This window comes from Streptomyces sp. NPDC048420 (assembly GCF_040651535.1).
Classification (GTDB): domain Bacteria; phylum Actinomycetota; class Actinomycetes; order Streptomycetales; family Streptomycetaceae; genus Streptomyces.
Window position 1 is genome coordinate 117,791 of the sequence record NZ_JBEZKG010000023.1, and the last position, 24,248, is coordinate 142,038.

The 24,248-nt window shown below is 71.1% G+C and carries 22 protein-coding genes; 13 read left to right on the forward strand and 9 right to left on the reverse strand.

Translation table 11 applies throughout. The annotated features are described in order from the left end of the window. The first annotated feature begins 116 nt into the window (after positions 1-116). Positions 117-1,115 (forward strand): TAXI family TRAP transporter solute-binding subunit, encoded by a 999-nt coding sequence (locus tag AB0D34_RS35890; protein WP_362669451.1) that lies wholly within the window; start codon positions 117-119, stop codon positions 1,113-1,115. 103 nt (positions 1,116-1,218) lie between these two features. On the opposite strand, the gene AB0D34_RS35895 is transcribed toward AB0D34_RS35890, so the two are convergent. Beyond that, on the reverse strand, positions 1,219-2,601 hold the full coding sequence (locus tag AB0D34_RS35895) for a HAMP domain-containing sensor histidine kinase (protein WP_362669453.1): 1,383 nt from the start codon (positions 2,599-2,601) through the stop codon (positions 1,219-1,221). Positions 2,602-2,797: 196 nt separating this feature from the next. After that, on the reverse strand, positions 2,798-3,484 hold the full coding sequence (locus tag AB0D34_RS35900) for a response regulator transcription factor (RefSeq protein WP_362669455.1): 687 nt from the start codon (positions 3,482-3,484) through the stop codon (positions 2,798-2,800). Positions 3,485-3,787: 303 nt separating this feature from the next. On the opposite strand from AB0D34_RS35900, the gene AB0D34_RS35905 reads away from it, so the two are divergent. The 8 genes from AB0D34_RS35905 (at position 3,788) to AB0D34_RS35940 (ending at position 10,103) form a co-directional block, all read left to right on the forward strand. Then, a complete protein-coding gene (locus tag AB0D34_RS35905) occupies positions 3,788-4,564 on the forward strand; it encodes an amino acid ABC transporter ATP-binding protein (RefSeq protein WP_362669458.1) in 777 nt (258 codons plus the stop codon). A 61-nt stretch (positions 4,565-4,625) separates the two neighbouring features. Beyond that, positions 4,626-5,474, forward strand: coding sequence for a glutamate ABC transporter substrate-binding protein (locus tag AB0D34_RS35910; protein WP_362669461.1), 849 nt, complete (start codon positions 4,626-4,628; stop codon positions 5,472-5,474). 95 nt (positions 5,475-5,569) lie between these two features. Further along, positions 5,570-6,238 carry an amino acid ABC transporter permease gene (locus AB0D34_RS35915; protein ID WP_362669463.1) on the forward strand — a complete coding sequence of 223 codons (669 nt, stop codon included), beginning with the start codon at positions 5,570-5,572 and terminating at the stop codon, positions 6,236-6,238. Then, positions 6,235-7,137, forward strand: coding sequence for an amino acid ABC transporter permease (locus AB0D34_RS35920; protein ID WP_362669466.1), 903 nt, complete (start codon positions 6,235-6,237; stop codon positions 7,135-7,137). Before AB0D34_RS35915 ends, AB0D34_RS35920 begins: the two co-directional genes overlap by 4 nt. Positions 7,138-7,314: 177 nt before the next feature. After that, entirely contained in the window at positions 7,315-8,919 is a 1,605-nt protein-coding gene (locus AB0D34_RS35925) for an FAD-dependent monooxygenase (RefSeq protein WP_362669468.1), read from the forward strand. A gap of 116 nt (positions 8,920-9,035) precedes the next feature. Beyond that, positions 9,036-9,083, forward strand: a complete 48-nt coding sequence (locus tag AB0D34_RS35930) for a hypothetical protein (RefSeq protein WP_309506048.1) — start codon at positions 9,036-9,038, stop codon at positions 9,081-9,083. A gap of 79 nt (positions 9,084-9,162) precedes the next feature. Continuing rightward, positions 9,163-9,687 (forward strand): cysteine dioxygenase, encoded by a 525-nt coding sequence (locus AB0D34_RS35935; RefSeq protein ID WP_362669470.1) that lies wholly within the window; start codon positions 9,163-9,165, stop codon positions 9,685-9,687. After that, positions 9,684-10,103, forward strand: a complete 420-nt coding sequence (locus AB0D34_RS35940; protein ID WP_362669472.1) for a rhodanese-like domain-containing protein — start codon at positions 9,684-9,686, stop codon at positions 10,101-10,103. Before AB0D34_RS35935 ends, AB0D34_RS35940 begins: the two co-directional genes overlap by 4 nt. A 151-nt stretch (positions 10,104-10,254) precedes the next feature. Here AB0D34_RS35940 and recX read toward each other — a convergent pair whose 3' ends face one another. Next, positions 10,255-11,280, reverse strand: coding sequence for a recombination regulator RecX (recX, locus tag AB0D34_RS35945; protein WP_362669475.1), 1,026 nt, complete (start codon positions 11,278-11,280; stop codon positions 10,255-10,257). A 9-nt stretch (positions 11,281-11,289) separates the two neighbouring features. Then, the gene (gene recA, locus AB0D34_RS35950; protein WP_362669477.1) at positions 11,290-12,414 is read right to left on the reverse strand and encodes a recombinase RecA; all 1,125 of its coding nucleotides are present in this window, start codon (positions 12,412-12,414) and stop codon (positions 11,290-11,292) included. 331 nt (positions 12,415-12,745) lie between these two features. On the opposite strand from recA, the gene AB0D34_RS35955 reads away from it, so the two are divergent. After that, positions 12,746-13,162, forward strand: coding sequence for a hypothetical protein (locus AB0D34_RS35955; RefSeq protein WP_362669479.1), 417 nt, complete (start codon positions 12,746-12,748; stop codon positions 13,160-13,162). Between the two features lie 47 nt (positions 13,163-13,209). Then, positions 13,210-13,962: a hypothetical protein gene (locus AB0D34_RS35960; protein ID WP_362669533.1), complete on the forward strand. Its 753-nt coding sequence runs from the start codon at positions 13,210-13,212 to the stop codon at positions 13,960-13,962. Positions 13,963-14,002: 40 nt separating this feature from the next. Here AB0D34_RS35960 and AB0D34_RS35965 read toward each other — a convergent pair whose 3' ends face one another. Together AB0D34_RS35965 and AB0D34_RS35970 are read right to left on the reverse strand one after the other, a co-directional pair. Then, positions 14,003-15,256 (reverse strand): AI-2E family transporter, encoded by a 1,254-nt coding sequence (locus tag AB0D34_RS35965; protein ID WP_362669482.1) that lies wholly within the window; start codon positions 15,254-15,256, stop codon positions 14,003-14,005. Between the two features lie 125 nt (positions 15,257-15,381). Beyond that, on the reverse strand, positions 15,382-15,576 hold the full coding sequence (locus AB0D34_RS35970) for a DUF3046 domain-containing protein (protein ID WP_362669485.1): 195 nt from the start codon (positions 15,574-15,576) through the stop codon (positions 15,382-15,384). An 80-nt stretch (positions 15,577-15,656) separates the two neighbouring features. On the opposite strand from AB0D34_RS35970, the gene AB0D34_RS35975 reads away from it, so the two are divergent. Next, positions 15,657-16,601: a hypothetical protein gene (locus AB0D34_RS35975; RefSeq protein WP_362669487.1), complete on the forward strand. Its 945-nt coding sequence runs from the start codon at positions 15,657-15,659 to the stop codon at positions 16,599-16,601. A gap of 401 nt (positions 16,602-17,002) precedes the next feature. Here AB0D34_RS35975 and AB0D34_RS35980 read toward each other — a convergent pair whose 3' ends face one another. From AB0D34_RS35980 to AB0D34_RS35990, 3 genes are read right to left on the reverse strand one after another with little or no spacing between them, the layout of a single operon-like run. Beyond that, positions 17,003-17,311: an AzlD domain-containing protein gene (locus AB0D34_RS35980; RefSeq protein ID WP_362669489.1), complete on the reverse strand. Its 309-nt coding sequence runs from the start codon at positions 17,309-17,311 to the stop codon at positions 17,003-17,005. Continuing rightward, positions 17,308-17,949 carry an AzlC family ABC transporter permease gene (locus tag AB0D34_RS35985; RefSeq protein ID WP_362669491.1) on the reverse strand — a complete coding sequence of 214 codons (642 nt, stop codon included), beginning with the start codon at positions 17,947-17,949 and terminating at the stop codon, positions 17,308-17,310. The genes AB0D34_RS35980 and AB0D34_RS35985 overlap by 4 nt, the downstream gene beginning before the upstream one ends. Further along, a complete protein-coding gene (locus AB0D34_RS35990) occupies positions 17,913-18,899 on the reverse strand; it encodes an AraC family transcriptional regulator (RefSeq protein WP_362669494.1) in 987 nt (328 codons plus the stop codon). Before AB0D34_RS35990 ends, AB0D34_RS35985 begins: the two co-directional genes overlap by 37 nt. Positions 18,900-19,122: 223 nt before the next feature. On the opposite strand from AB0D34_RS35990, the gene AB0D34_RS35995 reads away from it, so the two are divergent. Then, positions 19,123-24,096, forward strand: coding sequence for an ATP-dependent helicase (locus AB0D34_RS35995; protein WP_362669497.1), 4,974 nt, complete (start codon positions 19,123-19,125; stop codon positions 24,094-24,096). Positions 24,097-24,248: the final 152 nt, after the last annotated feature.

Genomic DNA, 24,248 nt, shown 5'->3' on the forward strand with positions numbered 1-24,248 from the left:
CAGGGGCGCGGGGAACTGCGCACAACACCAGCCCCCACCGGCCCCGCACCCGCCCCACAACCGAACGCAGCCGAACCCCCTGGCCAGCCCCCACGCTCCCCTGGCAGGATCACCGCATGCCCAAGCCGTCCCGCCTCAGCCGCCGCCAGGCACAGGCGCTCCAGACCGCGGCCGCCACCCTCGTCGCCCTCGGTCTGCTCCTGTGGTGGCTGCTCCCCCTCGGCGAGGACCCCCCGAGCGGCACGATCACCTTCCGCACAGGCACCCGCGCAGGCGTCTACCAGAAGTACGGCGACCTCCTGCGCAAGGCGATCCACAAGGACATGCCAGACCTGAACGTGAAGCTGGAGACCAGCGCGGGCTCCCAGGAGAACGTCAAACTCGTGGCGAACGGACAGGCCGACTTCGCCATCGCCGCGGCCGACGCCGTAGAGACCTACCAGCAGAACGGCGCCCCCGGCGCCGACCAGCTCCGCGGAGTCGCCCGCCTCTACGACGACTACGTCCAGCTCATCGTCCCGGCCGACTCGGACATCCGATCCGTGAAGGACCTGAAGGGCAAGCGTGTCTCCATCGGCGCCGCCGACTCCGGCGTACGGCTGATAGCAGACCGCGTGCTCAAGGCCGCCGGCATCGACCCGGACAAGGACATCCGGCCGAGGGCCGAGGGCATCGACACCGGCCCCAAGCTCCTCGGCCACGGCCTGGACGCGTTCTTCTGGTCGGGCGGCCTGCCCACCGACGGCCTGACAGAGCTCGCCAAGCGTTTCGACTTCCGTTTCATCCCGATCGAGCCGTCCCTCGTGGCGAAACTGCACTCGGAGGGCGACTCCACCCGCTACTACCGCGCCACGAACATGCCGGCGTCGGCGTACCCGGCCGTCCAGGACAACAAGACCGTGCCGACGATGGCCGTCTCCAACCTGCTGATCACCCGCAAGGACATGGACCCCAGGCTCACCGAGTGGCTCACCCGGACCGTGATCAGAAGCAGGGACGGCATCGGCCACGACGTCCACTCCGCCCAGTTGGTCGACGTACGGACGGCGATCTACACCGACCCGGTCCCCCTCCACGACGGCGCCCGCAGCTACTACCGCTCGGTCAAGCCGTAGCAGCCTCAAGCCGTACCAGACCTCGGGCCGTACCAGACCTCCGTACCAGACCTCAGGCCGTACCAGACCTCAGTCCGTACTAGACCCCAGGCCACAGCAGACCTCAGCCCATGGGCCGACTACGAGGCACAGCCACCGTCACCACCAGCCCGTGCGGCTCGTGGTGACCGTACGAGATCGCCCCGCCGCCCGCCGCCAGCAGCGCCCGCGAGATGGACAGCCCGAGCCCGGACCCCTTGACGTTCTGATGCCGCCCGCTGCGCCAGAAGCGGTCCCCCACCCGCGAGAGTTCCTCATCGCTGAGGCCGGGCCCGTGGTCGGCCACCACAACCGTGGACGTGTCCCCGTCCGCCCCCACCGTCACCTGCACCGTCTCGTCCTGAGGCGTGAACTTGAGCGCGTTGTCGATGACCGCGTCGAGGGCGCTGGACAGGGTGACGGGGTCGGCCCAGGCGGTGGTGGGCGGGCAACTCCCCACCAGCCGCACCCCCTTGGCCTCGGCGGTCGGCGTCCAGGCGGCGACGCGCTCCGCGGTGAGCTCCCCGATGTCGGTGATCCTCAGATCCGCCTCGGTGTGCTCGGCGAGCGCGAGGTCGAGCAGGTCGTCGAGGACCTGGGCCAGCCGCTTGCCCTCGGCCTGCACGGAGGCGATCTCGGTGTTGCCCTCGGGGAGTTCGAAGGCGAGCAGCTCGATGCGCAGCAGCAGGGCGGCGAGCGGATTCCTCAACTGGTGTGAGGCGTCGGCGACGAAGGCCCGCTGCTGCTCCAGCACGTCCTCGACGTTGTCCGCCATCTCGTTGAACGACTTGGCCAGGCGCCGCAGTTCGGGCGGCCCTCCGGCGACGGCGACGCGGGACTTCAGGGCCCCGCTCGCGATCGAGTGCGTGGTGGCGTCGAGGACCCGCACGGGCCGGAGCACCCACCCGGTCAGCCGGAGCGCGGCGCCCACGGCCAGCAGCATGGCGGCGAGTTCGCCCGCGAAGATGACGAGCCAGCCCTGCAGAATGCGCGAACGCATGGGCCCGGTGGGCGAGTCGGTGACGACGACCGCGATGACGTCCCCGTCCCGGATCACCGGAGACGCGACGACCAGCTGGCCGCGCTGCCAGGGCCACACCTGCTTGGGGTCCTGGCTGCGGCGGCTGAGCAGCGCCTCACCGAACGCGTCGCGCACCTCACCCTGTTGGGGGACCCGCCACCCCCCGGGTGCCGTGGCCATCGGCAGCTCACCGTCGTAGAAGACACCGACACGAATGCCGTAGACCTTGTAGTAGCTGGTGAGTTCGGCCCTCAGGGTCTCCAGGCGCTCGTCGGAGGTGCTGGTGACGAACTGGGCGAGCGCGGCGAAGTGCGCGGTGTCGTCGATGCGGTCGACGACGACCTTCTGCTGCTGCGCCGCGGCCACGCCGACAGCGAGCGGTACGCCGAGGGCCATCAGCACGGCCGCCATCAGGACGATGAGCAACGGGAGAAGACGTGTCCGCACGGAATCCCCTACGACCCGGCCGACAGACCGCGCCGCGCCCGGACACTCGCGCCACCACTCCCTCGGACCCGAGCGTCACGGCTCACGCGGACACACGCGCCACCACTCCCGCGGGCAGCGCCGCTCCCGCACCCACCCGCCTTCACAGCCACCGTCCGTCCCTCTCCTCGCACCACTCGCCGGTCCCGGACCCCGCTCACGCCGCGGGAGCGACCAGGCGGTACCCGACGCCCCGCACGGTCTCGATCAGGGCCGGCATGCGCAGTTTGGCGCGCAGGGACGCCACATGCACCTCCAGCGTGCGGCCCGTCCCCTCCCAGCTGGTGCGCCAGACCTCGCTGATGATCTGCTCGCGCCGGAAGACCACGCCGGGCCGCTGGGCGAGCAGCGCGAGCAGGTCGAACTCCTTGCGGGTGAGCTGGACGACCGTACCGTCCACGGTGACCTGACGGGTCGGCAGCTCGATGCGCACGGTGCCGAGGAGCAGCGCGGTGTCCCCGCCGCCGGGGACGTCCTCGTGCGCGGTGCGCCGGCTGACGGCGTGGATGCGGGCGAGGAGCTCCCCCGTGTCGTACGGCTTGACCACGTAGTCGTCGGCGCCGAGGTTGAGGCCGTGGATGCGGGAGCGTACGTCGGAGCGCGCGGTGACCATGATGACCGGGGTGCTGGTGCGCTTGCGGATCTTGCCGCACACCTCGTAGCCGTCCTGGTCCGGCAGTCCGAGGTCCAGGAGCACGACCCCGAAGCCGTCGCTCTCCGGGACGAGCGCCTGAAGGGCCTCCTCGCCACTGCGGGCGTGCGTGACGTCGAAACCGTGCCGGGCCAGTACCGCGGACAGCGCGGCGGCCACGTGGTTGTCGTCCTCGACGAGGAGAAGTCTCACCCCGGCGCCCCCTTTGGTCCATCGGACGTACTATCTGAATATGTGGCGAACAGCCACAAATGCGCGTGTGCCTGCACGCATGCGCATCGTGCAGTCATGCTGATGGATGTGGACGGCGTCAAGGGCGTTCCGGTTGCGCCGCGGTTCCGTTACCCGGCCGATATGCGCACTGGTCACAACTGCTACGACACGTGTCCGATTGCTATCGGATCGTGATGCTCAGATTCCCCTCAATACTGATGACGCTGGTCGCATGGGGTTACTACTGTCCTCCGAAACCGAGGAGGACGGAGCCAGAGAGCGATGACCGAAGTATCGGTGGCCAAGGAAGACGCGGTCCCCACCGGCGAGCTGGTCGTCCTGAAGAGCGTCAACAAGCACTTCGGCGCGTTGCACGTACTCCAGGACATCGACCTGACGATTGCCCGCGGCGAAGTCGTCGTGGTCATCGGACCCTCGGGGTCCGGGAAGTCCACCCTGTGCCGCACCATCAACCGCCTGGAGACGATCGACACGGGGTCGATCGCCATCGACGGCAAGCCGCTGCCCCAGGAGGGCAAGGAGCTGGCCCGGCTGCGCGCCGACGTCGGCATGGTCTTCCAGTCGTTCAACCTCTTCGCGCACAAGACCGTGCTCGAGAACGTGATGCTGGGCCAGATCAAGGTCCGCAAGGCCGACAAGGCCAAGGCCGAGGAGAAGGCGCGCGCCCTGCTCGACCGGGTCGGCGTCACCACGCAGGCCGACAAGTACCCCGCCCAGCTGTCCGGCGGCCAGCAGCAGCGGGTCGCCATCGCGCGGGCCCTGGCGATGGACCCGAAGGTCATGCTCTTCGACGAGCCCACGTCGGCGCTCGACCCTGAGATGATCAACGAGGTGCTGGAGGTCATGCAGCAGCTTGCCCGCGACGGCATGACGATGATCGTCGTCACGCACGAGATGGGTTTCGCACGATCGGCCGCAAACCGCGTGGTGTTCATGGCGGACGGCCGGATCGTCGAGGAGGCTGCGCCCGACCAGTTCTTCAGCAACCCGCGCAGCGACCGTGCCAAGGACTTCCTGTCGAAGATCCTGCACCACTGACGTGCCACCCGGACCGACCACCGACGGCTCTCATCTCTTCACCACCCAAAGGATGTTCACCATGAAGCTCCGCAAGGTCACCGCCGCCTCGGCAGCCGTTCTCGCCCTCGCCCTGTCCGCGACCGCCTGCGGTGGGGACAGCAAGGACGACTCGAGCTCGAGTTCCAGTGGCGGCGGTGGCGGCAAGATCAAGATCGGTATCAAGTACGACCAGCCGGGCCTCGGTCTGAAGGAGCCCGACGGTTCCTTCTCGGGCTTCGACGTGGACGTGGCGACGTACGTGGCCAAGCAGCTGGGCTACGAGCCGAACCAGATCGAGTGGGTCGAGACCAAGAGCGCCGACCGTGAGAACGCGCTCGCCCGCAACGACGTGAAGCTCATCGCGGCCACCTACTCGATCACCGACGAGCGCAAGCAGAAGGTCGACTTCGCCGGCCCGTACCTGCTGGCCCACCAGGACCTGCTGGTCAAGAAGGACTCGAAGATCAGCGAGGCCACGGACCTCAACGGCGAGAACCTGTGCTCGGTGACCGGCTCCACCTCGGCGCAGAACGTCAAGGAGGACTTCGCCCCGAAGGCGAACCTGCGCGAGAACTCCGGTTACTCGGAGTGCGTCGCCGCCCTGCAGAGCGGTGCCGTCGACGCGCTGACCACGGACGACTCGATCCTCGCGGGCTTCGCCGCCCAGGACAAGTACAAGGGTCAGTTCAAGCTCGCCGGTCTCAAGCTGAGCAACGAGAACTACGGCATCGGCGTGAAGAAGGGCGACACGGCGACCGTGAACAAGGTCAACGCCGCCCTGGAGAAGATGGTCAGCGACGGCTCCTGGCAGAAGGCGGTCGACAAGAACTTCGGTCCGGCCGGCTACAAGAACGAGCCCGCCCCGAAGATCGGCGTGATCGTCAAGTAACGCAGGGTTCCACCGGCGCGCCGCCGCCCGCCGCGATCAGGGCGGCGGCGCGCCGCGCCCGTCCACAGGCCACACACCCGGAAGCGCGGGAGATCGTGTTCGACTTTCTTGAAGGCTACGACGTCCTCGGGGCGTTCTGGATGACGGTGAAACTCACCGCCCTGTCCGCCCTCGGTTCCCTGATCTGGGGCACCCTGCTGGCCGCGATGCGGGTCAGCCCGGTCCCGCTGATGCGCGGGTTCGGTACGGCCTACGTCAACATCGTCCGGAACATCCCCCTGACGGTCATCATCATCTTCACCTCGCTCGGTCTCGCCGACATCTTCGGTGTGACGATGGGCGCGTCCGACGACTTCAAGGTCCAGGGCTTTCGGCTGGCGGTTCTCGGTTTCGTCGTCTACACCGCCGCCTTCGTCTGCGAGGCGATCCGCTCCGGCATCAACACCGTGCCGCTCGGACAGGCCGAGGCGGCCCGCGCGATCGGGCTGAACTTCAGCCAGACCCTGCGTCTGATCGTGCTGCCCCAGGCGTTCCGCTCGGTCATCGGCCCGCTGGCCAACGTACTGATCGCGCTGACCAAGAACACCACCGTGGCCGCGGCGATCGGTGTCGCCGAGGCCGCGTACCTCATGAAGGAAATGATCGAGAACGAGGCTCAGACGCTGCTCATCGGCGTGGTCTTCGCCTTCGGTTTCGTGGTACTGACCCTGCCCATGGGCCTGCTCCTCGGCTGGCTGAGCAAGCGACTGGCGGTGAAGCGATGAGCTCGGTCCTCTACGACACTCCGGGACCCCGCGCCAAACGGCGCAACATCATCCTGTCGGTCGTCTTCACCCTTCTCCTCGCCCTCCTCCTGTGGTGGGTGTGGCAGAAGATGGACGACAAGAACCAGCTGGAGTGGAACCTCTGGGAACCCTTCACCACCAGCGAGGCCTGGACGACCTACCTCCTGCCCGGCCTCGGCAATACCCTGAAGGCCGCCGCGATCTCCATGGTGATCGCCCTTCCGCTGGGCGCGGTCTTCGGTATCGCCCGCATGTCCGACCACGCCTGGGTGCGGGGCGCGGCCGGAACGGTGGTCGAGTTCTTCCGGGCCATCCCGGTGCTGCTGCTGATGCTGTTCGCCAACGAGTTCTACGTCCGCTCCACGGACGTCTCCAGCGAACAGCGGCCCCTGTACGCCGTTGTCACCGGACTGGTGCTCTACAACGCGTCGGTGCTCGCCGAGATCGTCCGGGCCGGCATCCTCTCCCTGCCGCGGGGGCAGACGGAGGCGGCCTACGCGGTCGGTCTGCGCAAGGGCCAGACGATGACCAACATCCTGCTTCCGCAGGCCGTCACGGCGATGCTGCCGGCGATCGTCAGCCAGCTGGTCGTCATCGTGAAGGACACCGCGCTGGGCGGCGTGATGCTGGGCTTCACCGAACTGCTCAACTCCCGCAGCACGCTGGCGGCCAACTACGCCAACGTCATTCCCAGCTTCATCGTCGTGGCGGTCATCTTCATCGTCGTCAACTTCATCCTCACCAGCTTCGCGAGCTGGCTGGAGCAGAGGCTGCGGCGCAGCAAGAAGAGCACGGGCGCGGTGCTGGGCGCGGACGACGTGGACGACCTCAACGCGGCCGAGGTGGGCGGCGGCTACGGAACAGGGGCCTCTGCCTGACACTCCGTCAACTGGTGTGAGGCACACGGAGGGCAGCGGCATGATCGCCACTGCCCTCCGTCACTTGACGCAAGCACCGGCAATGGGTTGCATACGTTCTGTGATCGTGCACCCTGCCCCAACCTCCTGTTCACATACGTTCCCCAGGACTCCGCCGCGGGCAGGGGGCGCCACGTCGTGGACCCGGTGATCATCGTCGGAGCGGGGCCCGTCGGGCTCACGCTCGCCCTGGCGCTGGCGCGTCAGGAGGTCCCCTCCGTGGTCCTCGACGAGGGCCCCGGCAAGGACGAACCCCGCCTGGCCCGTACGGCCGTACTGCACGAGGACACCGCCGCCCTCATGACGCGACTGACCGGTGTGCCGGTCACGGGGCTGGGCGCGCACTGGGCCGGATGGCGGTCGATGCGCCGCAAGCAGGTGATGCGCGAGGTCGACTTCGAGGAGGCCGCGGACGCACCCCTGCACCTCGCCCAGCACGTCCTGACGAACGCCCTGCGCGCGGCCCTCACCGAGCAGCGGCTGGTCAAGCTCGCCACGGACAGCCGCCTCGACTCCATCGAGCAGGAGCCCTCCGGCGTCACCGCCCACACCCGCGGCGCCAAGGGCACCTGGTGGCGCGGCAGTTACCTGGTCGGCTGCGACGGCCCGCGCTCCACCGTGCGCAAGCTCCAGGACATCCGCTTCCCGGGCCGTACGGCGGTGGAGCGCCACGCGGTCGCCGCGCTGCGCACCGAACTCCCGTGGGAGGACCGCGCGTTGCTGCACCGGACGCCGCCCTGGCGGACGTCAGGGCCGTCGGCCGGGGAGATCACCGCCCGCCCGCTCCCCGAGGGCGTGTGGCGCCTGGACTGGCTGCTGCCGCCTGGCAAGGACCTGGTCACGCCCGAGCTCCTGGTGGCCCGCGTCCGGGAGACCCTCGCGGGCTGGACGGGTGGCTCGACACCGTCGTACGAACTCCTCGACACCGGTGTCCACACCGTGCACCACCGCCTCGCCCGCCGCTGGCGCGTGGGCCGGGTCTTCCTCGCCGGGGACGCGGCGCACTGTCTCGGGGCGCTCGGCACACAGGGGCTCGACGAGGGTCTCCGGGACGCCGACAACCTCGCCTGGAAGCTGGCCCTGGCCTGGCACCACGGGCCGCACGAAGCACTTCTGGACAGCTACCAGGCCGAGCGGCGCGCGGTCGTCGCCGGACGGCTGCGCGCCGCCGACCAGGCCCTGCCGCTGCTGCGCGGCGGCGGAGGCCTGCGCGCGGTCGTGCCCGGCTCGGCGCGCGGCCACGACACGTTGCTCACGGACGGTCACTTGGGGCGCGGCCCGCTCGGTGCGCCGGGGGCGTACGCCGACTCGCCCCTCGCGCCCCGGCACCTCGAAGGGGAGGTGCCCGTCGACACCCTGCCGGGTGCCTCGGTCGCCGATGTGCGGGTCACCGCCGAGGACGGCTCGTTCGTTCGGCTGCGCGAGCGCCTCGGCCGGGGCGCGCTGCTCGTCGTCCTGGTCGCGCCGGGTACCGGGGTGTGGGAGCGCAAGCACTGGGTGACCGCCGGAATCATGCCCCGGCTGGCCGCCGCGGTGACCGCGCTGCCGCACTCCGCCGAGCTCCTGGTCGCCGAGGAGTACCCGGGCGCGGCCCCGCACACGGTCCTTCTCGTACGGCCCGACGGTCACCTCGTCACGGCGCTGAGCGGAGTCCGCCCGGCCGACCTGTACTCGGCGGCCGAGACGGCGCTCGGCGGGCCACCGACCAAGGCGGAGGCGAGCGCGGGAGCCCGATCACGTTGACGTGCTCACTGTCACTCTGCGTCCACATAGTGACAGTGAGTTGAAACGGTCCTTGCGGTCATGGTGTACTCCGGATCGTGACCGACACCTGTGTGCGCCTGTGGCGGAGGGTCCATATGGACCTCGTCCGCTATGCGGGCTGCGTGTGTCGCCCGTCCTGCTGAATTCGCCTCTCTTCCCCTCTCCGCGAACCGCCCCCAGTGCGGCGGCGCGGTCCCGCGAACTCTTTTCAGGACGGTACCCGTGTCTGTCTCTCCCGCTGTCTCCACCGTCGCCCCACCCACGCAGGCCGAACTCCTCGACTTCGTCCGGCGTACGGCCGCCGACGCCGAGCTGATCGACTCGCTCCCGCTCGACCCCGAGGGCCGCACCTGGGTGCGCCTGGAGGGGCCCGGCGGCAGCGAGGCCTGGCTGATCGGCTGGCCGCCCGGCACCGGCACCGGCTGGCACGACCACGCCGAGTCGGTCGGCGCCTTCGTCACCGCCGCCGGCGAGCTCAAGGAGAACTCCCTCGCCGCCCGGCTGCCCTCCGTCGGCTGGAAGACCCTCGAACTCTCCGACGACGTGGACCGTGAGCGACGGCTGCCGGCCGGCAAGGGCCGCTCCTTCGGACAGCACCACGTCCACGAGGTGCTCAACGAGTCCACCGAGGCCCACGCGATCTCGGTGCACGCCTACTACCCGCCCCTGCCGCAGATCCGCCGCTACAGCCGCACGGCCCAGATCCTGCGGCTGGAGCACGTGGAGCGGCCGGAGGACTGGCAGTGAGCGCCCCGCCCGTCGGTCGTACGGCCGAACAGGCGCCCGGCATCGACGAGTTGCTGGAGCGGGTGCGCGCGGGCTACGAGCGGATCGGGGCCCGGGACGCGTACGACGCCGTACGGGCCGGTGACGCGCTGCTGGTGGACATCCGGTACGCGGCCCTGCGGGAGCGGGACGGGCTGATCCCCGGCGCCCTGGTCGTCGAGCGCAACGAACTGGAGTGGCGCCTCGACCCGCGGGGCAGCCACCGCCTCCCCGAGGCCACCGGCCATGATCTGCGGGTCGTGGTGGTCTGCGACGAGGGCTACGCCTCCAGTCTGGCGGCGGAGTCCCTGCACCGGCTGGGGCTGCACCGGGCCACGGACCTGGTGGGCGGCTTCCAGGCATGGCGGGCGGCGGGGCTGCCGGTCACCGCCGCATAGGCTGCCGGGACCTCAGCCGACGTCGGACGGGTAGCCCACGGAACATGGCTGGTGCAGGACACATGCCGGGTCGGCTCACCAGCCCGCTGAACCGCCAGGGACACCCCGTCCTGCCCCTCCTCCGAGCCCCCGCTCTCCACAAAACCCCGTTTCAGAACCCCTCGTCTCCGAGGAACTCCGTCTCCTCCCCCTCCTCCTCCAACGCCTGGCGGACCACCCGCAGGGCCATGCCCTCGGAGTAGCCCTTGCGGGCGAGCATGCCGGCGAGGCGGCGCAGTCGCTTGTCGCGGTCGAGGCCACGCGTGGCCCTCAGCTTGCGGTCGACCAGCTCGCGTGCCGTCGCCTCCTCCTGCTCGGAGTCGAGCTGCGAGACGGCCGCGTCGATCAGAGAGGAGTCGACGCCCTTGGTCCGCAGCTCCTGGGCGAGCGCTCGCCGGGCGAGCCCCCGACCGTGGTGCCGGGACTCCACCCAGGCGTCCGCGAACGCACTGTCGTTGATCAGCCCGACCTCCTCGAACCGCGACAGCACCTCCTCGGCGGCGTCGTCCGGGATCTCCCGCTTGCGCAGGGCGTCGGCGAGCTGCTTCCTCGTGCGCGGGGTCCCGGTGAGCAGGCGCAGACAGATCGCCCGCGCCCGCTCCACCGGGTCCGCCGGAGGCTCCCCCTTCTCGGCCCTCGACGAGGAGAGACCGCCTCCGTCCTCACCGGGCGACTCCCCGAAGCCGCGCCGACGCTGCCGCCGCCCTCGGGAGCGCCCCGCACCAGGGTCTCCGCCCCCACCGGTGCGCGCACCCCGGCCGACAGCTCCGGAGCCACTCACCGTCCCTTCGTCGCCGTACGAAGGACTATCGCCGTACGACGGACTGTCGCCGTACGACTCACCGTCGCCGCCGGAGCGACCGACGCGGTAGGGCCGACCGTCGCCATACGTCAGCGCACGACCGAACCCCCTGTCCTCGCCGCCCGTCGGCTCGTCACCGTGGGCCCGGCCCGCGCGGTGCGACACCGAACGGCCGTGTCCCCCGTCCGTTCCCCGCCCCGTTCCGTGCCTCGCAGCGTCCCCGTGTCCGTCGCCGCCGCCCGGCCCGGCAGAACCCCCGTCGCCCTTTCCGCCCCGCGCTCGCGGAGCGTCCTCGTACTCGGCCCAGTCGGTTCGCCATGTCTCTGAATCAGGCACGGTACGGGATCAGCTCTTGGCCGCCGGAGCCTTGGCCTTCGTCGCCTTCGCGGCCGCCGGAGCCGGCACCTTCGCGGCGTCGTCCGCGGCGGCGGACCCCGCGGCGTCCGTACCCGGCTCGGTGGCCGGCGCCTCGGGCCGCACGCCGACGCCCAGCTTCTCCTTGATCTTCTTCTCGATCTCGTTGGCCAGGTCGGGGTTGTCCTTCAGGAAGTTGCGCGCGTTCTCCTTGCCCTGGCCGAGCTGGTCGCCCTCGTACGTGTACCAGGCGCCGGCCTTGCGGACGAAGCCGTGCTCCACGCCCATGTCGATCAGACCGCCCTCGCGGCTGATGCCCTGGCCGTAGAGGATGTCGAACTCGGCCTGCTTGAAGGGCGGCGCGACCTTGTTCTTGACGACCTTGACGCGGGTGCGGTTGCCGACCGCGTCCGTGCCGTCCTTCAGGGTCTCGATGCGGCGGATGTCCATGCGCACCGAGGCGTAGAACTTCAGCGCCCGGCCACCGGTCGTGGTCTCCGGGGAGCCGAACATGACGCCGATCTTCTCGCGGAGCTGGTTGATGAAGATCGCCGTGGTCTTGGACTGGTTGAGCGCGCTGGTGATCTTCCGCAGGGCCTGGCTCATCAGACGGGCCTGCAGACCCACGTGGCTGTCGCCCATCTCGCCCTCGATCTCCGCGCGCGGGACGAGCGCGGCGACGGAGTCGATGACGATGAGGTCGAGGGCGCCGGAGCGGACCAGCATGTCCACGATCTCCAGAGCCTGCTCGCCGTTGTCGGGCTGGGACAGGATCAGGTTGTCGACGTCCACGCCGAGCTTGCGCGCGTACTCGGGGTCGAGGGCGTGCTCGGCGTCCACAAACGCCACCTGGCCGCCGGCCCGCTGTGCGTTGGCCACCGCGTGCAGCGTCAGGGTCGTCTTGCCGGAGGACTCCGGCCCGTACACCTCCACCACACGGCCACGCGGGATGCCGCCGACGCCGAGCGCGACGTCGAGCGCGGTCGACCCGGTGGGGATGACCTCGATGGGCTCGTTCGGCCGCTCGCCCATGCGCATGACCGCGCCCTTGCCGAACTGCCGTTCAATCTGTGCGAGCGCGGCGTCCAACGCCTTCTCGCGGTCGGTTCCTGCCATGGGTTCCACCCGATTTGCTTGAGTCGATCGCTTCACGTCAAAGACGCTAACGCCTGCCACTGACAATGCGCCCCGACGCCCGCCCAGCCTGTGGACAACTCGGGCACTTCTCCATGCAAACCATGTCGAAACGCCCGCCGTTGGCTCCGCCGGAACTTCCATGAGAATGGATGTTCGATTTTCGTGTCAAGCGCACCACGCGGCACCCGAGCCACTTCCTCCGAGGCCCCCGGACGCTTCCTCCGCCCCGCTCCGGCTACTTCCCGCGGCGTACTCCAGGTGCCTTCGGCGGTACGACGACCGGGCGGCCCGTTCTCGCGATTCTGGTGCCATGGAGACCACGACGAGCACCCGAGAACCGACCCCGACCACCCTCCACGGCGGCAGCGGGACGGCACGTACCCCGGCCGTGATCGCGACCCTGGCCGCACTGCTCCTGCTGGCCGCGTCCATCGCCGGCCAGATCGCCGCCGGCGCCGACTACCCCCTCGTCCCGCCCGGCCTCGTCATCCCCCTCGTGGCGGCGGGCCTGCTGCTCTGGCGCACCAGCCGCTGGACGACCGGCCTCTCCCTCGCCGTCGGCCTGTTCATCGGCGTGGGCGCGATCCTGACGCCCAACACCGGCGACCACCTCTCCTCGGGGGACACGGCGCTCATCGCCTCGACCGTCGCCGAGATCGTCGCCCTCGCCGCCCTGGTGATCGCCGGGGCCGCGGCCACCCTGGCCCGGAAGGGAGCACGGGCTTGACGGACCCGGTCCTGACGGAACAGCCCGCGGTGCCGACACGGACATCGGTGCCGCGGACTTCCCGCACACGCCGCGTGGAGCGCGTCTGCCACGCCACCGGGCTCCTCCTGGTCCTCTCCGGACTCGCTCACCTCGTGGTGTTCGCCGTGGACGGCGGTCCCTGGGAGGGGCCGGTCTCCTGGCGCAAGCCGGTGACGTTCGGGGTGTCCTTCGGGGTGACGCTGATGGCGGTCACCTGGGTGACGTCATATCTGCGCGTCGGCGCCCGACCGCGCACCCTGCTGCTCGCCGTGTTCGCGGCCGACTGCGTGGTGGAGGTCGGTGGCATCACTCTCCAGGCGTGGCGCGGGGTGCCCTCGCACCTCGACATGGAGACGCCCTTCGACACGGCGGTCTCCATGACGCTCGCGGTGGGCGGCGGTGTCCTCGTGGCACTGCTGAGCGTGTTCGCCGTGGCGTCGTTCCGATACCGGCCAACGGGCCCCGCGGGGATGGACCTCGCGGTGCGGTCCGGGTTCGCGATCCTGTTCGTCGCGCTCGCCTCCGGTGCCGCGATGATCGCGCGCGGGGTCGTCCTCACCCGCACGGGGCACCAGCAGGCGGCCTACCACTCGACCGCCCCGCTCAAGCCGCTGCACGGCGTGAGCCTGCACGCGGTCCTGGTCCTGCCCGCACTGGCGTGGCTGCTGTCCCGCACCACCTGGAGCGAGCCACTGCGCCGGCGGATCCTGTACGCGGCGATCGGCTGCTACGCCGCGGCCGTCGTCGGCGCCGGAGTGTGGGCCGTCCTCACGTACTGACCGGAGCACGGGCCCCCTCACCCACAGAACCTGACGTCCCTCAGGACGAGCCGTCGGTGGAGTCCCGCGTCCCCGGATGCCGCCGCTCCCACAGCGCACGCGCGCGCGTGACCGGCGAGGGCCCCTCGCCCCGCTTCCGGTGCCCGTGGACACGTGGGTCGTCGGTGACGTCGTACCGCTTCACGTACGCCCCCAGGAAGGCCTGCAGCGTGGCAACCGCCGGAATGGCGACCAGGGCACCGACCGCGCCGAGGAGGGCGGTGCCCGCGATGACCGAGCCGAAGGCGACCGCGGGATGGATGTCCACGGTCTTCGAGGTCAGCTTGGGCTGGAGCACGTAGTTCTCGAACTGCTGGTAGATCACCACGAAGACCAGCACCCACAGCGCGTACCAGGGATTGACGGTGAAGGCGATCAGCATGGGCAGGGCGCCCGCGAGATAGGTGCCGATGGTCGGGATGAACTGCGAGACCAGACCGACCCACACGGCGAGCACGGGCGCGTACGGCACGTCCATGGCCTGGAGCAGGACGAAGTGCGCCACCCCGGAGACGAGTGCCATCAGACCGCGCGAGTAGATGTAGCCGCCGGTCTTGTCGACGGCGATCTCCCACGCGCGCAGCACCTCTGCCTGCCGGGCCGGCGGCAGGACGGAGCAGATCGTCCGGCGCAGCCGAGGGCCGTCCGCGGCGAAGTAGAACGAGAACAGGGCAATGGTCAGGAGCTGGAAGAGCCCGCCGAGCACCTGCGCGGACACGTCCAGGACGCCGGTGGCGCTGTTCTGCACGTAGTTGCGCAGCCAGTCGGAGCGCAGCAGCCCCTCTTGGACGTCCACCCGCTTCAGCTCGGTGTGGAAATGTCCGTTGACCCAGGCGATAACGGAGTCGAGGTAGTTCGGAAAGTCCTCGACGATCTTGATGATCTGGCCCGCCAGCATCGAACCGAGCAGCGTGACGAAGCCGGCGGCCACGATCAGCACCGCGAAGAAGACGAGGAAGGTGGCGAGCCCCCTGCGCATGCCGCGCGCGGCCATCTTGCTCACTGCGGGCTCGATGGCCAGGGCCAGGAAGAACGCGATGAGGATGTTGATCAGCAGCCCGATGAGCTGGTGGAAGGCCCAGCTGCCCAGCTGGAACACGGCGATGAGGGCGAGCGCGAGCACCATGGCGCGCGGCAGCCAGCGCGGCATGCCGGCGTTCGGCCCGGCGCCGGCGGTCGGAGGCCGGGTGGGCGGCGTCGTGCCGAGCGGAGATGCGTGCTGGGCTGCCTGCCCGGACTCGTCTGTGGGTGCCACTGTGCAAGTCTCACCCACGTGACTGACAATCGGCTGCCGTCCTGCGATCTTCGTGACCGGTCAGTGCCTCTTTCGTGAGATGTTCACGCAGGGGCGGCACTTCTCCCCGGAACGTCCACGACCCTTCAGTGCCGCTCCGCCGGAACGCTCATGACGGTGCAGACCACGCGCCACACGTCCTTGGCGTCCCAGCCGTCGTCCAGCGCCTCGTGCACGGTGCGCCCGCCGAGCTCCGTCATCACATGATCGCGCGCGAAGGTGTCGGCGTACCCCGGACCGAAGTGTTCCGCCATCCGCTGCCAGAAGACCGTCAACCGCATGACTCCAGTATCCCGCCCCTGAGGGTGGGCCTCGGCCGGGACCGCTTGCCGAGACCGCTTTCCGCCCTACGGTCTGACGCATGCCCGAAACAGGAGCTTCCCCACTCCCCCAGACGCCACCGGCGCACTCCCCGCTCTTCCGCGCCGAGCACTTCGTCTGGCTCACCGCGCGTGTGCTGGAACAGCGTCTGTTCGCGTACCACTTCCTGAACGGCGGCCCCGACCCGGTGGAGACGGCTCTGGACGCCTACCGCAACACGGACGGCGGCTACGGCCACGCCCTGGAGCCCGATCTGCGCGGCCCGGTCAGCCAGCCCCTGCACACCGGTCACGCCCTGCGGGTCCTGGACGCGGTCGGGCGCTGCGGCGGACAACGTGTGGAGCGCGTGTGCCGCTATCTCACCTCCGTGTCCACCGCGGACGGCGCCCTTCCGGCGGTCACTCCCGCCCAGCGCGGCTATCCGACGGCCCCCTTCCTGCCGGTCGTGGACGCCCCGCCGAGCGAACTGCTCACCACCGGTCCCGTGGTCGGTCTGCTGCACCGCAACGAGGTATGGCACGCCTGGCTGTTCCGGGCCACGGACTTCTGCTGGCAGGCGGTGGAGTCCCTCCGGGTGTCCCACCCGCACGAGATCCGGGCGGCCCTGACCTTCCTGGACTCCGTCCCCGACCGCTCGCGCGCGGAGTCGACCGCCGACCGCCTCGGCCGCCTGGTGCGCGAGCAGCGGCTGGCCGTGCTGGACCCTTCGAACCTCGACGCGTTCCCCGTCGCCTCCGGTTACGCCCCGGGCGAGTACCACTTCCCGCACGACTACGCGAAGGCGCCGGACTCCCTCGCGCGCGCGTGGTTCACGGACGACGAGATGTCCCGTTCGCTGGACTTCCTCGCGGCCGAGCAGCAGGAGGACGGCGGCTGGCCGACCCGCCGACACCAGTGGTCACCGGCCACCGCCCTCGAAACCCGCCCCATGGTGACGATCGAGGCACTGCACACCCTGCGGGCGTACGGCTGCGGCGTCGGCTGAGCCGGTCCGACGGCGGCGCATTACGCCTCTCATGGCCGAAAGCACGCCACCGTCACGCACTCGACGCCCCGCGCCCCGCCGACAGACACCCGCGGCCCCCCGCACCCCCGCCGTCACGCACCCGCGGCCCGCACCCAAGTGTCCTCACGCACCGATGGCCCGCCCCGCCAGCACGCACTCGACAGCCCGCACCCCCACCAGCAGACACCGGATAGCCCGCCCCCCGCCGACAGACACCCGAAGCCCGCACCCCCGCCGTCACGCACCGATGGCCCGCCCCGCCAGCACGCACTCGACAGCCCGCACCCCCACCAGCAGACACCGGATGGCCCGCGCCCCGCCGACAGACACCCGAAGCCCGCACCCCCGCCGTCACGCACCGATGGCCCACACCCTCTCGGTCACGCCCCGATGGCCCGCACCCCCGCCGTCACGACCACCGCCGCCGCGACCACGAGCAAGAAGGGCGCGCGCAGGAGCAGCGCCACGGCGGCCGCGGCCAGCCCCGCGGCCCGCGCGTCGAGCACCGGCACCCGCCCGTCGGCGAAGGTCTGCTGCGCTGTGAGCGCGGCCAGCAGAGCCACCGGCAGCAGCGCGGCCAGACGCTTCACCAGGGGCCGGTCGAGGACACCCGCGGGCACAAGGAGCCCGACGAACTTCACGGCGTAGCAGCCGAGTGCGGTGACGCCGATCGCGATCCAGACGTTCACCGGCCCTCCTCCCCCGCCCGCTCACGACGCCCGCGCGCCCACAGGACGACAGGCGCAGCGAGAGCGGCCGCCAGTACCGGCACCCCGGCGGGCAGCACAGGGAGCAGACCGAGACCCAGAAGCACGGCCAGCCCGGCCACGGCCCGCTCGGTGCCGCTCTTCAGCATGGGCGCGAGAAGCGCCAGGAAGACGGCGGGCCCGGCCGCGTCCAGTCCCCACGCGCGTGTGTCACCGATCGCGTCGGCCCCCAGCGCACCCAGCAAGGTGGTGAGATTCCACAGCAGATACAGGCTCAGCCCCGTGACGGCGAACCCGATCCGCGCACTGCGCCGCGTGGGCTGCGCCAGCGAGACCGCCGCCGTCTCGTCGATGACCCACTGGGCGGCGAACGGCCGCATCGCGCGCGGAAGGGCGAGCAGCTGCGACAGCCGCAGCCCGTAGAACGCGTTGCGCACTCCGAGGAAGAAGGCCCCGGCAGCCGCCGTGAAAGGGCTCCCTCCGGCCGCAAGCGCTCCCACGAGCGCGAACTGGGACGCACCGGTGAACACCAGAAGGCTGAGCGCACAGGTCTGCGGCAGCGTGAGCCCGCTGCCGGCCGAGGTCACCCCGAAGGCGAAACCGGACAGTCCGACGGCCACCCCGACTCCGAGGGCGTCTCGTACGACGGCGGTGTCCGGCCGTCCTCCGTCGTCGGCGTGCGGGTCTGCGAGAGCGGTTTGTTCTGCCACGCCCAGGAACCTAGGAGCAGCCGCCCCGACGGGTCTTGTACGTTCTTGCGCTCCCGCTGATAGGCCCCCGGCGGGACACCGACGATCCGCGTGAAATGCCGGTTCAGATGAGGCTGGTCCGTGAACCCCACCTCCACGGCGGCCGAGGCCGGAGTGGCCCCCGCGTCCAGCAACCGCCGGGCCCGCCGCACCCTGGCATCCGTCAGCCATGTGTGCGGCGGCATCCCATAGACACCCCGAAAGGCCCGCAGCAGCGCGAACGGTCCGGTCCCGAGATCGGCGGCCAGCTGCTCCAGAGTCGGCGGTTCGGCCATCCGCTCCTCCAGCACGGCACGCGCGCGTACGGCGATTCGAGCACCCGCGGACCGTACGTCCCGCTCCGGCAGCCTCCCGCCGTTCAGCCGCAGCAACCGTGTCACGGCGACCCGCAACAACGTGTCGGCGGCGAGCGCGTTTCCCTCCTCGGCGGCCCGCAGCACCTCATGCACCAGCCCGACCGCATACGGATCGTCAAGCACCGGCCGCACGAACCCGGGAGTCCCCCGCAACGACGTCGTCTCGGCAGCGATCCCGGCGACGACCTCGGGCGAAGGGTAGACAGCCCCGTACCGCCACCCCTCGGGCACCCCGGCCCGCCCGGTATGGGGCGTATCGGGATTGACCAGCGCGAGAGCCCCGGCCCCCGCGTACTGATCGGCGCCCCGGTGGTGAAACACCTCCACCCCGTCGGCGATGGCGGCGATCACAAAGTTCTCGTGGGTATGCCGCACAAACGTCTTCCGCACATACCGGGCCCGCAGCAGATCGACCCCGGGCAACTCGGTAAACCGCCAGTGCCGCGCCCGCTCGCTGGATCCCATGCGTCCATTGTCACGCCGGGTCGGGCAGTTCCCGGCGCCCCTGAGGAGCTTCAATCGCAGACACTCCGACCCACCGAACCCGCAGCTGCGCCGCAGGCATCTCAGGGGCGCGGGGAACTGCGCAAAACACCAGCCTCCACCGAACCCGCACCCAACCCGACAACCGAGCCCCGCCAAACCACCGAACGCACCCGTTGTCAGTGCCCGGGTGCACGATGGACGCATGGTCAACCCAGCACACCAACCCCTGCACGGCTTCTCCCCCGCGACCCGCGGCTGGTTCACGGGGGCGTTCGACGCGCCCACCACCGCCCAGTCCGGCGCATGGCAGGCCATCGCGCAGGGCTCGGACGTGCTCGTCGTCGCCCCCACCGGCTCCGGCAAGACCCTGGCCGCCTTCCTGGCCGCCCTGGACCAGCTCGCCTCCACCCCCCCACCCGCGGACCCCAGGAAGCGCTGCCGGGTCCTGTACGTCTCCCCCCTCAAGGCCCTGGCCGTGGACGTGGAGCGCAACCTCCGCAGCCCCCTCACCGGCATCCGCCAGGAATCGGTCCGCCTCGGCCTCCCGGAACCCGAGGTCAAGGTGGGCATCCGCTCCGGCGACACCCCTCCCGCCGAGCGCCGCGCCCTCTCCACCCGCCCCCCGGACATCCTGATCACCACCCCGGAATCCCTGTTCCTGATGCTGACGTCGGCGACCCGCGACGCGCTCACCGGCATCGAGACAGTGATCCTCGACGAGGTCCACGCCGTGGCGGGCACCAAGCGTGGCGCCCACCTGGCCCTCTCCCTGGAGCGCCTGGACGAACTGCTCCCGAAGCCGGCCCGCCGCATCGGCCTGTCCGCCACCGTCCGCCCGGTCGACGAGATCGCCCGCTATCTCTCCCCCCACCGCAAGGTGGAGATCGTCCAGCCGAAGTCCGGCAAGGAGTTCGACCTCTCGGTGGTGGTCCCGGTGGAGGACCTGGGCGAACTGGGCGGCTCCCCGGTCTCCGAGGGCAACGAGGGAGCGGAGCGCCCCTCGATCTGGCCCCATGTCGAGGAGCGCATCGCCGACCTGGTCCAGTCCCACCGCTCCACCATCGTCTTCGCCAACTCCCGCCGTCTCGCCGAGCGCCTCTGCAACCGCCTCAACGAGATCGCCTACGAGCGGGCCACCGGCGAGCCCCTGGACGAACACCACGCCCCGGCCGAACTCATGGGCGGCTCCGGCGCGGCCCAGGGCGCGCCCCCGGTCATCGCCCGGGCCCACCACGGCTCGGTCTCCAAAGAACAGCGCGCCTTGGTCGAGGAGGACCTCAAGGCAGGCCGCCTCCCCGCGGTCGTCGCGACCTCCAGCCTCGAACTGGGCATCGACATGGGCGCGGTGGACCTGGTCGTCCAGGTCGAGTCCCCCCCGTCCGTGGCCTCCGGCCTGCAGCGCGTCGGCCGCGCGGGCCACCAGGTCGGCGCCGTCTCCACCGGCGTCGTCTTCCCGAAGTACCGCGGCGACCTGGTCCAGGCGGCGGTCGTCACGGAACGCATGCGCACCGGCTCCATCGAGTCCCTCAGGGTCCCCGCCAACCCCTTGGACGTCCTCGCCCAGCAGCTCGTCGCGATGACCGCGATGGACACCTGGCAACTGGACGACCTCCTCGCCACGGTCCGCAGGGCGGCCCCTTTCGCCTCCCTGCCCGAGTCCGCCTTCACCGCGGTCCTCGACATGCTCGCCGGCCGCTACCCCTCCGACGCCTTCGCCGAACTGCGCCCCCGCGTGGTCTGGGATCGCGTCGCCGGCACGATCACCGGCCGCCCCGGCGCCCAGCGCCTCGCCGTCACCTCCGGCGGCACCATCCCCGACCGCGGCCTCTTCGGCGTCTTCCTCGCCGGCGCCGACCCCAAGAAGGGCGGCGGCAGGGTCGGCGAGCTGGACGAGGAGATGGTCTACGAGTCGCGCGTGGGAGACGTCTTCACACTTGGCACCAGCTCCTGGCGCATCGAGGACATCACCCGCGACCGCGTCCTGGTCTCCCCCGCCCCCGGCGTCCCCGGCAGGCTCCCCTTCTGGAAGGGCGACCAGCTGGGCCGCCCGCTCGAACTGGGCCGCGCGGTGGGCGCGTTCCTGCGCGAAGTCGGCTCGCTCCCCAAGGAGGACGCCCGCCTGCGCCTCCTCGCCGCGGGCCTGGACGCCTGGGCGGCGGACAATGTCCTGTCCTACCTCGACGAGCAGCGCGAGGCCTGCGGTCACATCCCGGACGACCGCACCATCGTCGTGGAGCGCTTCCGCGACGAACTCGGCGACTGGCGGGTCGTCGTCCACTCCCCCTTCGGCGCCCAGGTCCACGCCCCCTGGGCCCTCGCCCTCGGCGCCAAGCTCTCCGAGCGCTACGGCATGGACGCCCAGGTCATGCACGCCGACGACGGCATCGTCCTACGGCTGCCCGACGCCGACCTGATGAGCCTGGACCTGCTCGACCAGGAACCGACCAGGATCGGCACGGAGTACGACGCCGAGCAGGCCCCTGTCGGCGCCGCGGACGTCGTCTTCGACAAGGGCGAGGTCGACCAGATGGTCACCGAACAGGTCGGCAGCTCGGCCCTGTTCGCCTCCCGCTTCCGCGAGTGCGCAGCCCGCGCGCTCCTGCTCCCCCGCCGCAACCCCGGCAAGCGCACCCCCCTGTGGCAGCAGCGCCAGCGCGCCTCCCAACTGCTCCAGGTGGCGAGCGAGTTCGGCTCGTTCCCGATCGTCCTGGAGGCGGTCCGCGAGTGCCTCCAGGACGTCTTCGACGTACCCGGTCTCGTCGAGCTGATGGGCGACCTGGAGTCCCGCAAGGTCCGCCTCGTCGAGGTGACCACCCCGGAGCCGTCCCCCTTCGCCCGCTCCCTCCTGTTCGGCTACGTCGCCCAGTTCCTCTACGAGGGCGACTCACCCCTCGCCGAACGCCGGGCCGCCGCCCTCTCACTGGACTCCCGTCTGCTGGCCGAGTTGCTCGGCCAGGCGGAGCTGCGCGAACTGCTCGACGCGGACGTGCTGACCGAGCTGGAGCGGGAGCTCCAGTGGCTCACCGAGGACCGCCGCGTCAAGGACGCCGAAGGTGTCGCGGACCTCCTTCGCCTCCTCGGCCCGCTCACGGACACCGAGTTGGCGGAGCGGGGCGCGGAGCCGCCGTGGGCACAGGACCTCGCCAAGGCCCGCCGCGCCATCAGGGTCCGTCTCGCCGGCGTCGAGCACTGGGCGGCGATCGAGGACGCGGGCCGCCTGCGCGATGCCCTCGGCACAGCGCTGCCGGTCGGTGTCCCGGAGGCCTTCACCGAGCCGGTCAAGGACCCCCTCGGCGACCTCCTCGCCCGCTACGCCCGCACCCACGGCCCGTTCACCTCGGCGACGGCCGCGGCCCGCTTCGGCCTGGGCGCGGCGGTCACCGAGGGCGCGTTGCAGCGCCTCGCCGCGAGCGGCCGGGTCGTACAGGGAGAGTTCCACCCTGCCGGCATCGGCCAGGAGTGGTGCGACGCGACCGTGCTCCGCCGCCTGCGCCGCCGCTCCCTGGCCGCTCTGCGGCACGAACTCGAACCGGTGCCCCCACCGGCCCTCGCCCAGTTCCTGCCGCAGTGGCAGCACATCGGCAAGGGCCATTCCCTGCGCGGCGTCGACGGTCTGGTGCGCGCGGTCGAGCAGTTGCAGGGCGCGTCCGTGCCCGCATCCGCCCTGGAGAAGCTCGTCCTGCCGTCCCGCGTCGCGAACTACACCCCGGCCATGCTGGACGAACTGACCGCCGCCGGAGAGATCGTCTGGGCCGGAGCGGGCGCGCTCCCCGGCAAGGACGGCTGGGTCTCCCTGTACCTCGCGGACGCGGCCCCGCTCCTCCTGCCGGCAGCGCATCCGCTGGAGTTGACGGCCCTCCACCAGTCCGTCCTGGATGTCCTCTCGGGCGGCTACGGCCTGTTCTTCCGTCAGATCGCCGACCACGTCCGCGCCACCACCCATCCCGACGCCACCGACCCCCAACTGGCCGACGCCGTATGGGACCTGGCCTGGTCCGGCCGACTCACCAACGACACCCTCACCCCCATGCGCTCCCTGCTGGGCTCGGGCCGCACCGCGGGCTCCACCGCCCACCGCGCCAAACGCACGGTCCCGCGGGGCCGCTACGGCTCCCTCACCACCGCCGCCCGCACCGCCTCCCGCACCGGCCCACCGACCGTCGCGGGCCGCTGGTCCCTGCTCCCCCAGCGCGAGCCCGACCCGACCGTGCGCGCCCATGCCCTGGCCCGCGCCCTCCTCGACCGCCATGGAGTGGTCACCCGCGGAGCCGTCGCGGCGGAGGGCGTGGAGGGCGGCTTCTCGGCCACGTACCGCATCCTGTCCGCCTTCGAGGACAGCGGCCAGGCCCGCCGCGGCTACGTCGTGGAGGGCCTCGGCGCCGCCCAGTTCGCCATGGACGGCGCGGTCGACCGCCTCCGCGCGGTGTCCAACGCCCGCGACCGAGGCGAGCGGGTACCGGAAAGCGACGGCTGGACACCGGGTGCCCTCGCCTCTCCGGAAAGCCCGTCGCACGACGGCCGCCACCCCGATGGCCCTGGGGACCCCGACGTCACACCAGAAGGTTTCGACTGGACAGACGCTTTCGGCCCCTTCGACCCACCCGCCGGACACGACGGCCACGAGGCCGCCCACAGCCCCGCTTTCGGAGACGCCGCCTTTGGCACCCCACCCACTCGGGCGTCCCGCGACGAGTACATCTCACCGCGCGACTACCCCCGCCCCGCATCCTGGGATCTCGCCCAGGCTTCCGGCTTCGCCGGCCGCAGGCCGGACACCTCCAGCACCTCCCGAGCGGTGGTCCTCGCCGCTGCCGACCCCGCCAACGCATACGGCGCCGCCCTCCCCTGGCCGGACCCCCCGACCGAGGCCGGACACAAGCCGGGCCGCAAGGCGGGCTCCCTGGTCGTCCTCGTCGACGGCGAGCTCACGCTCTACATGGAACGGGGCGGCAAGACCCTCCTGGCCTGGCCCGCCTCCCCCGACACCGCCCCCACCGACGACCCCCGCCTCCACTCGGCGGCCGAAGCCCTCGCCACCGCCGCCAAGGCTGGTTCCCTCGGCACAGTCACAGTGGAACGCATCAACGGCACCTCAGCCCTGACCTCCCCCGTGGGCACCATCCTGGAATCAGCGGGCTTCATCGCCACCCCAAGAGGCCTACGCCTACGCGCCTGACCCACCCCTCCAGCCCACCCGCAGCCGCCAACGGCGAGCACCCTCGCAAGGGCCACCCGCACCCGACCACGAACCCGCACGGGTGGTGCGGATGGGACCACCAAAGGCCGAAGGCGAAGCCGAGGCCGAACCGCCACCCCCCCATGCCACCC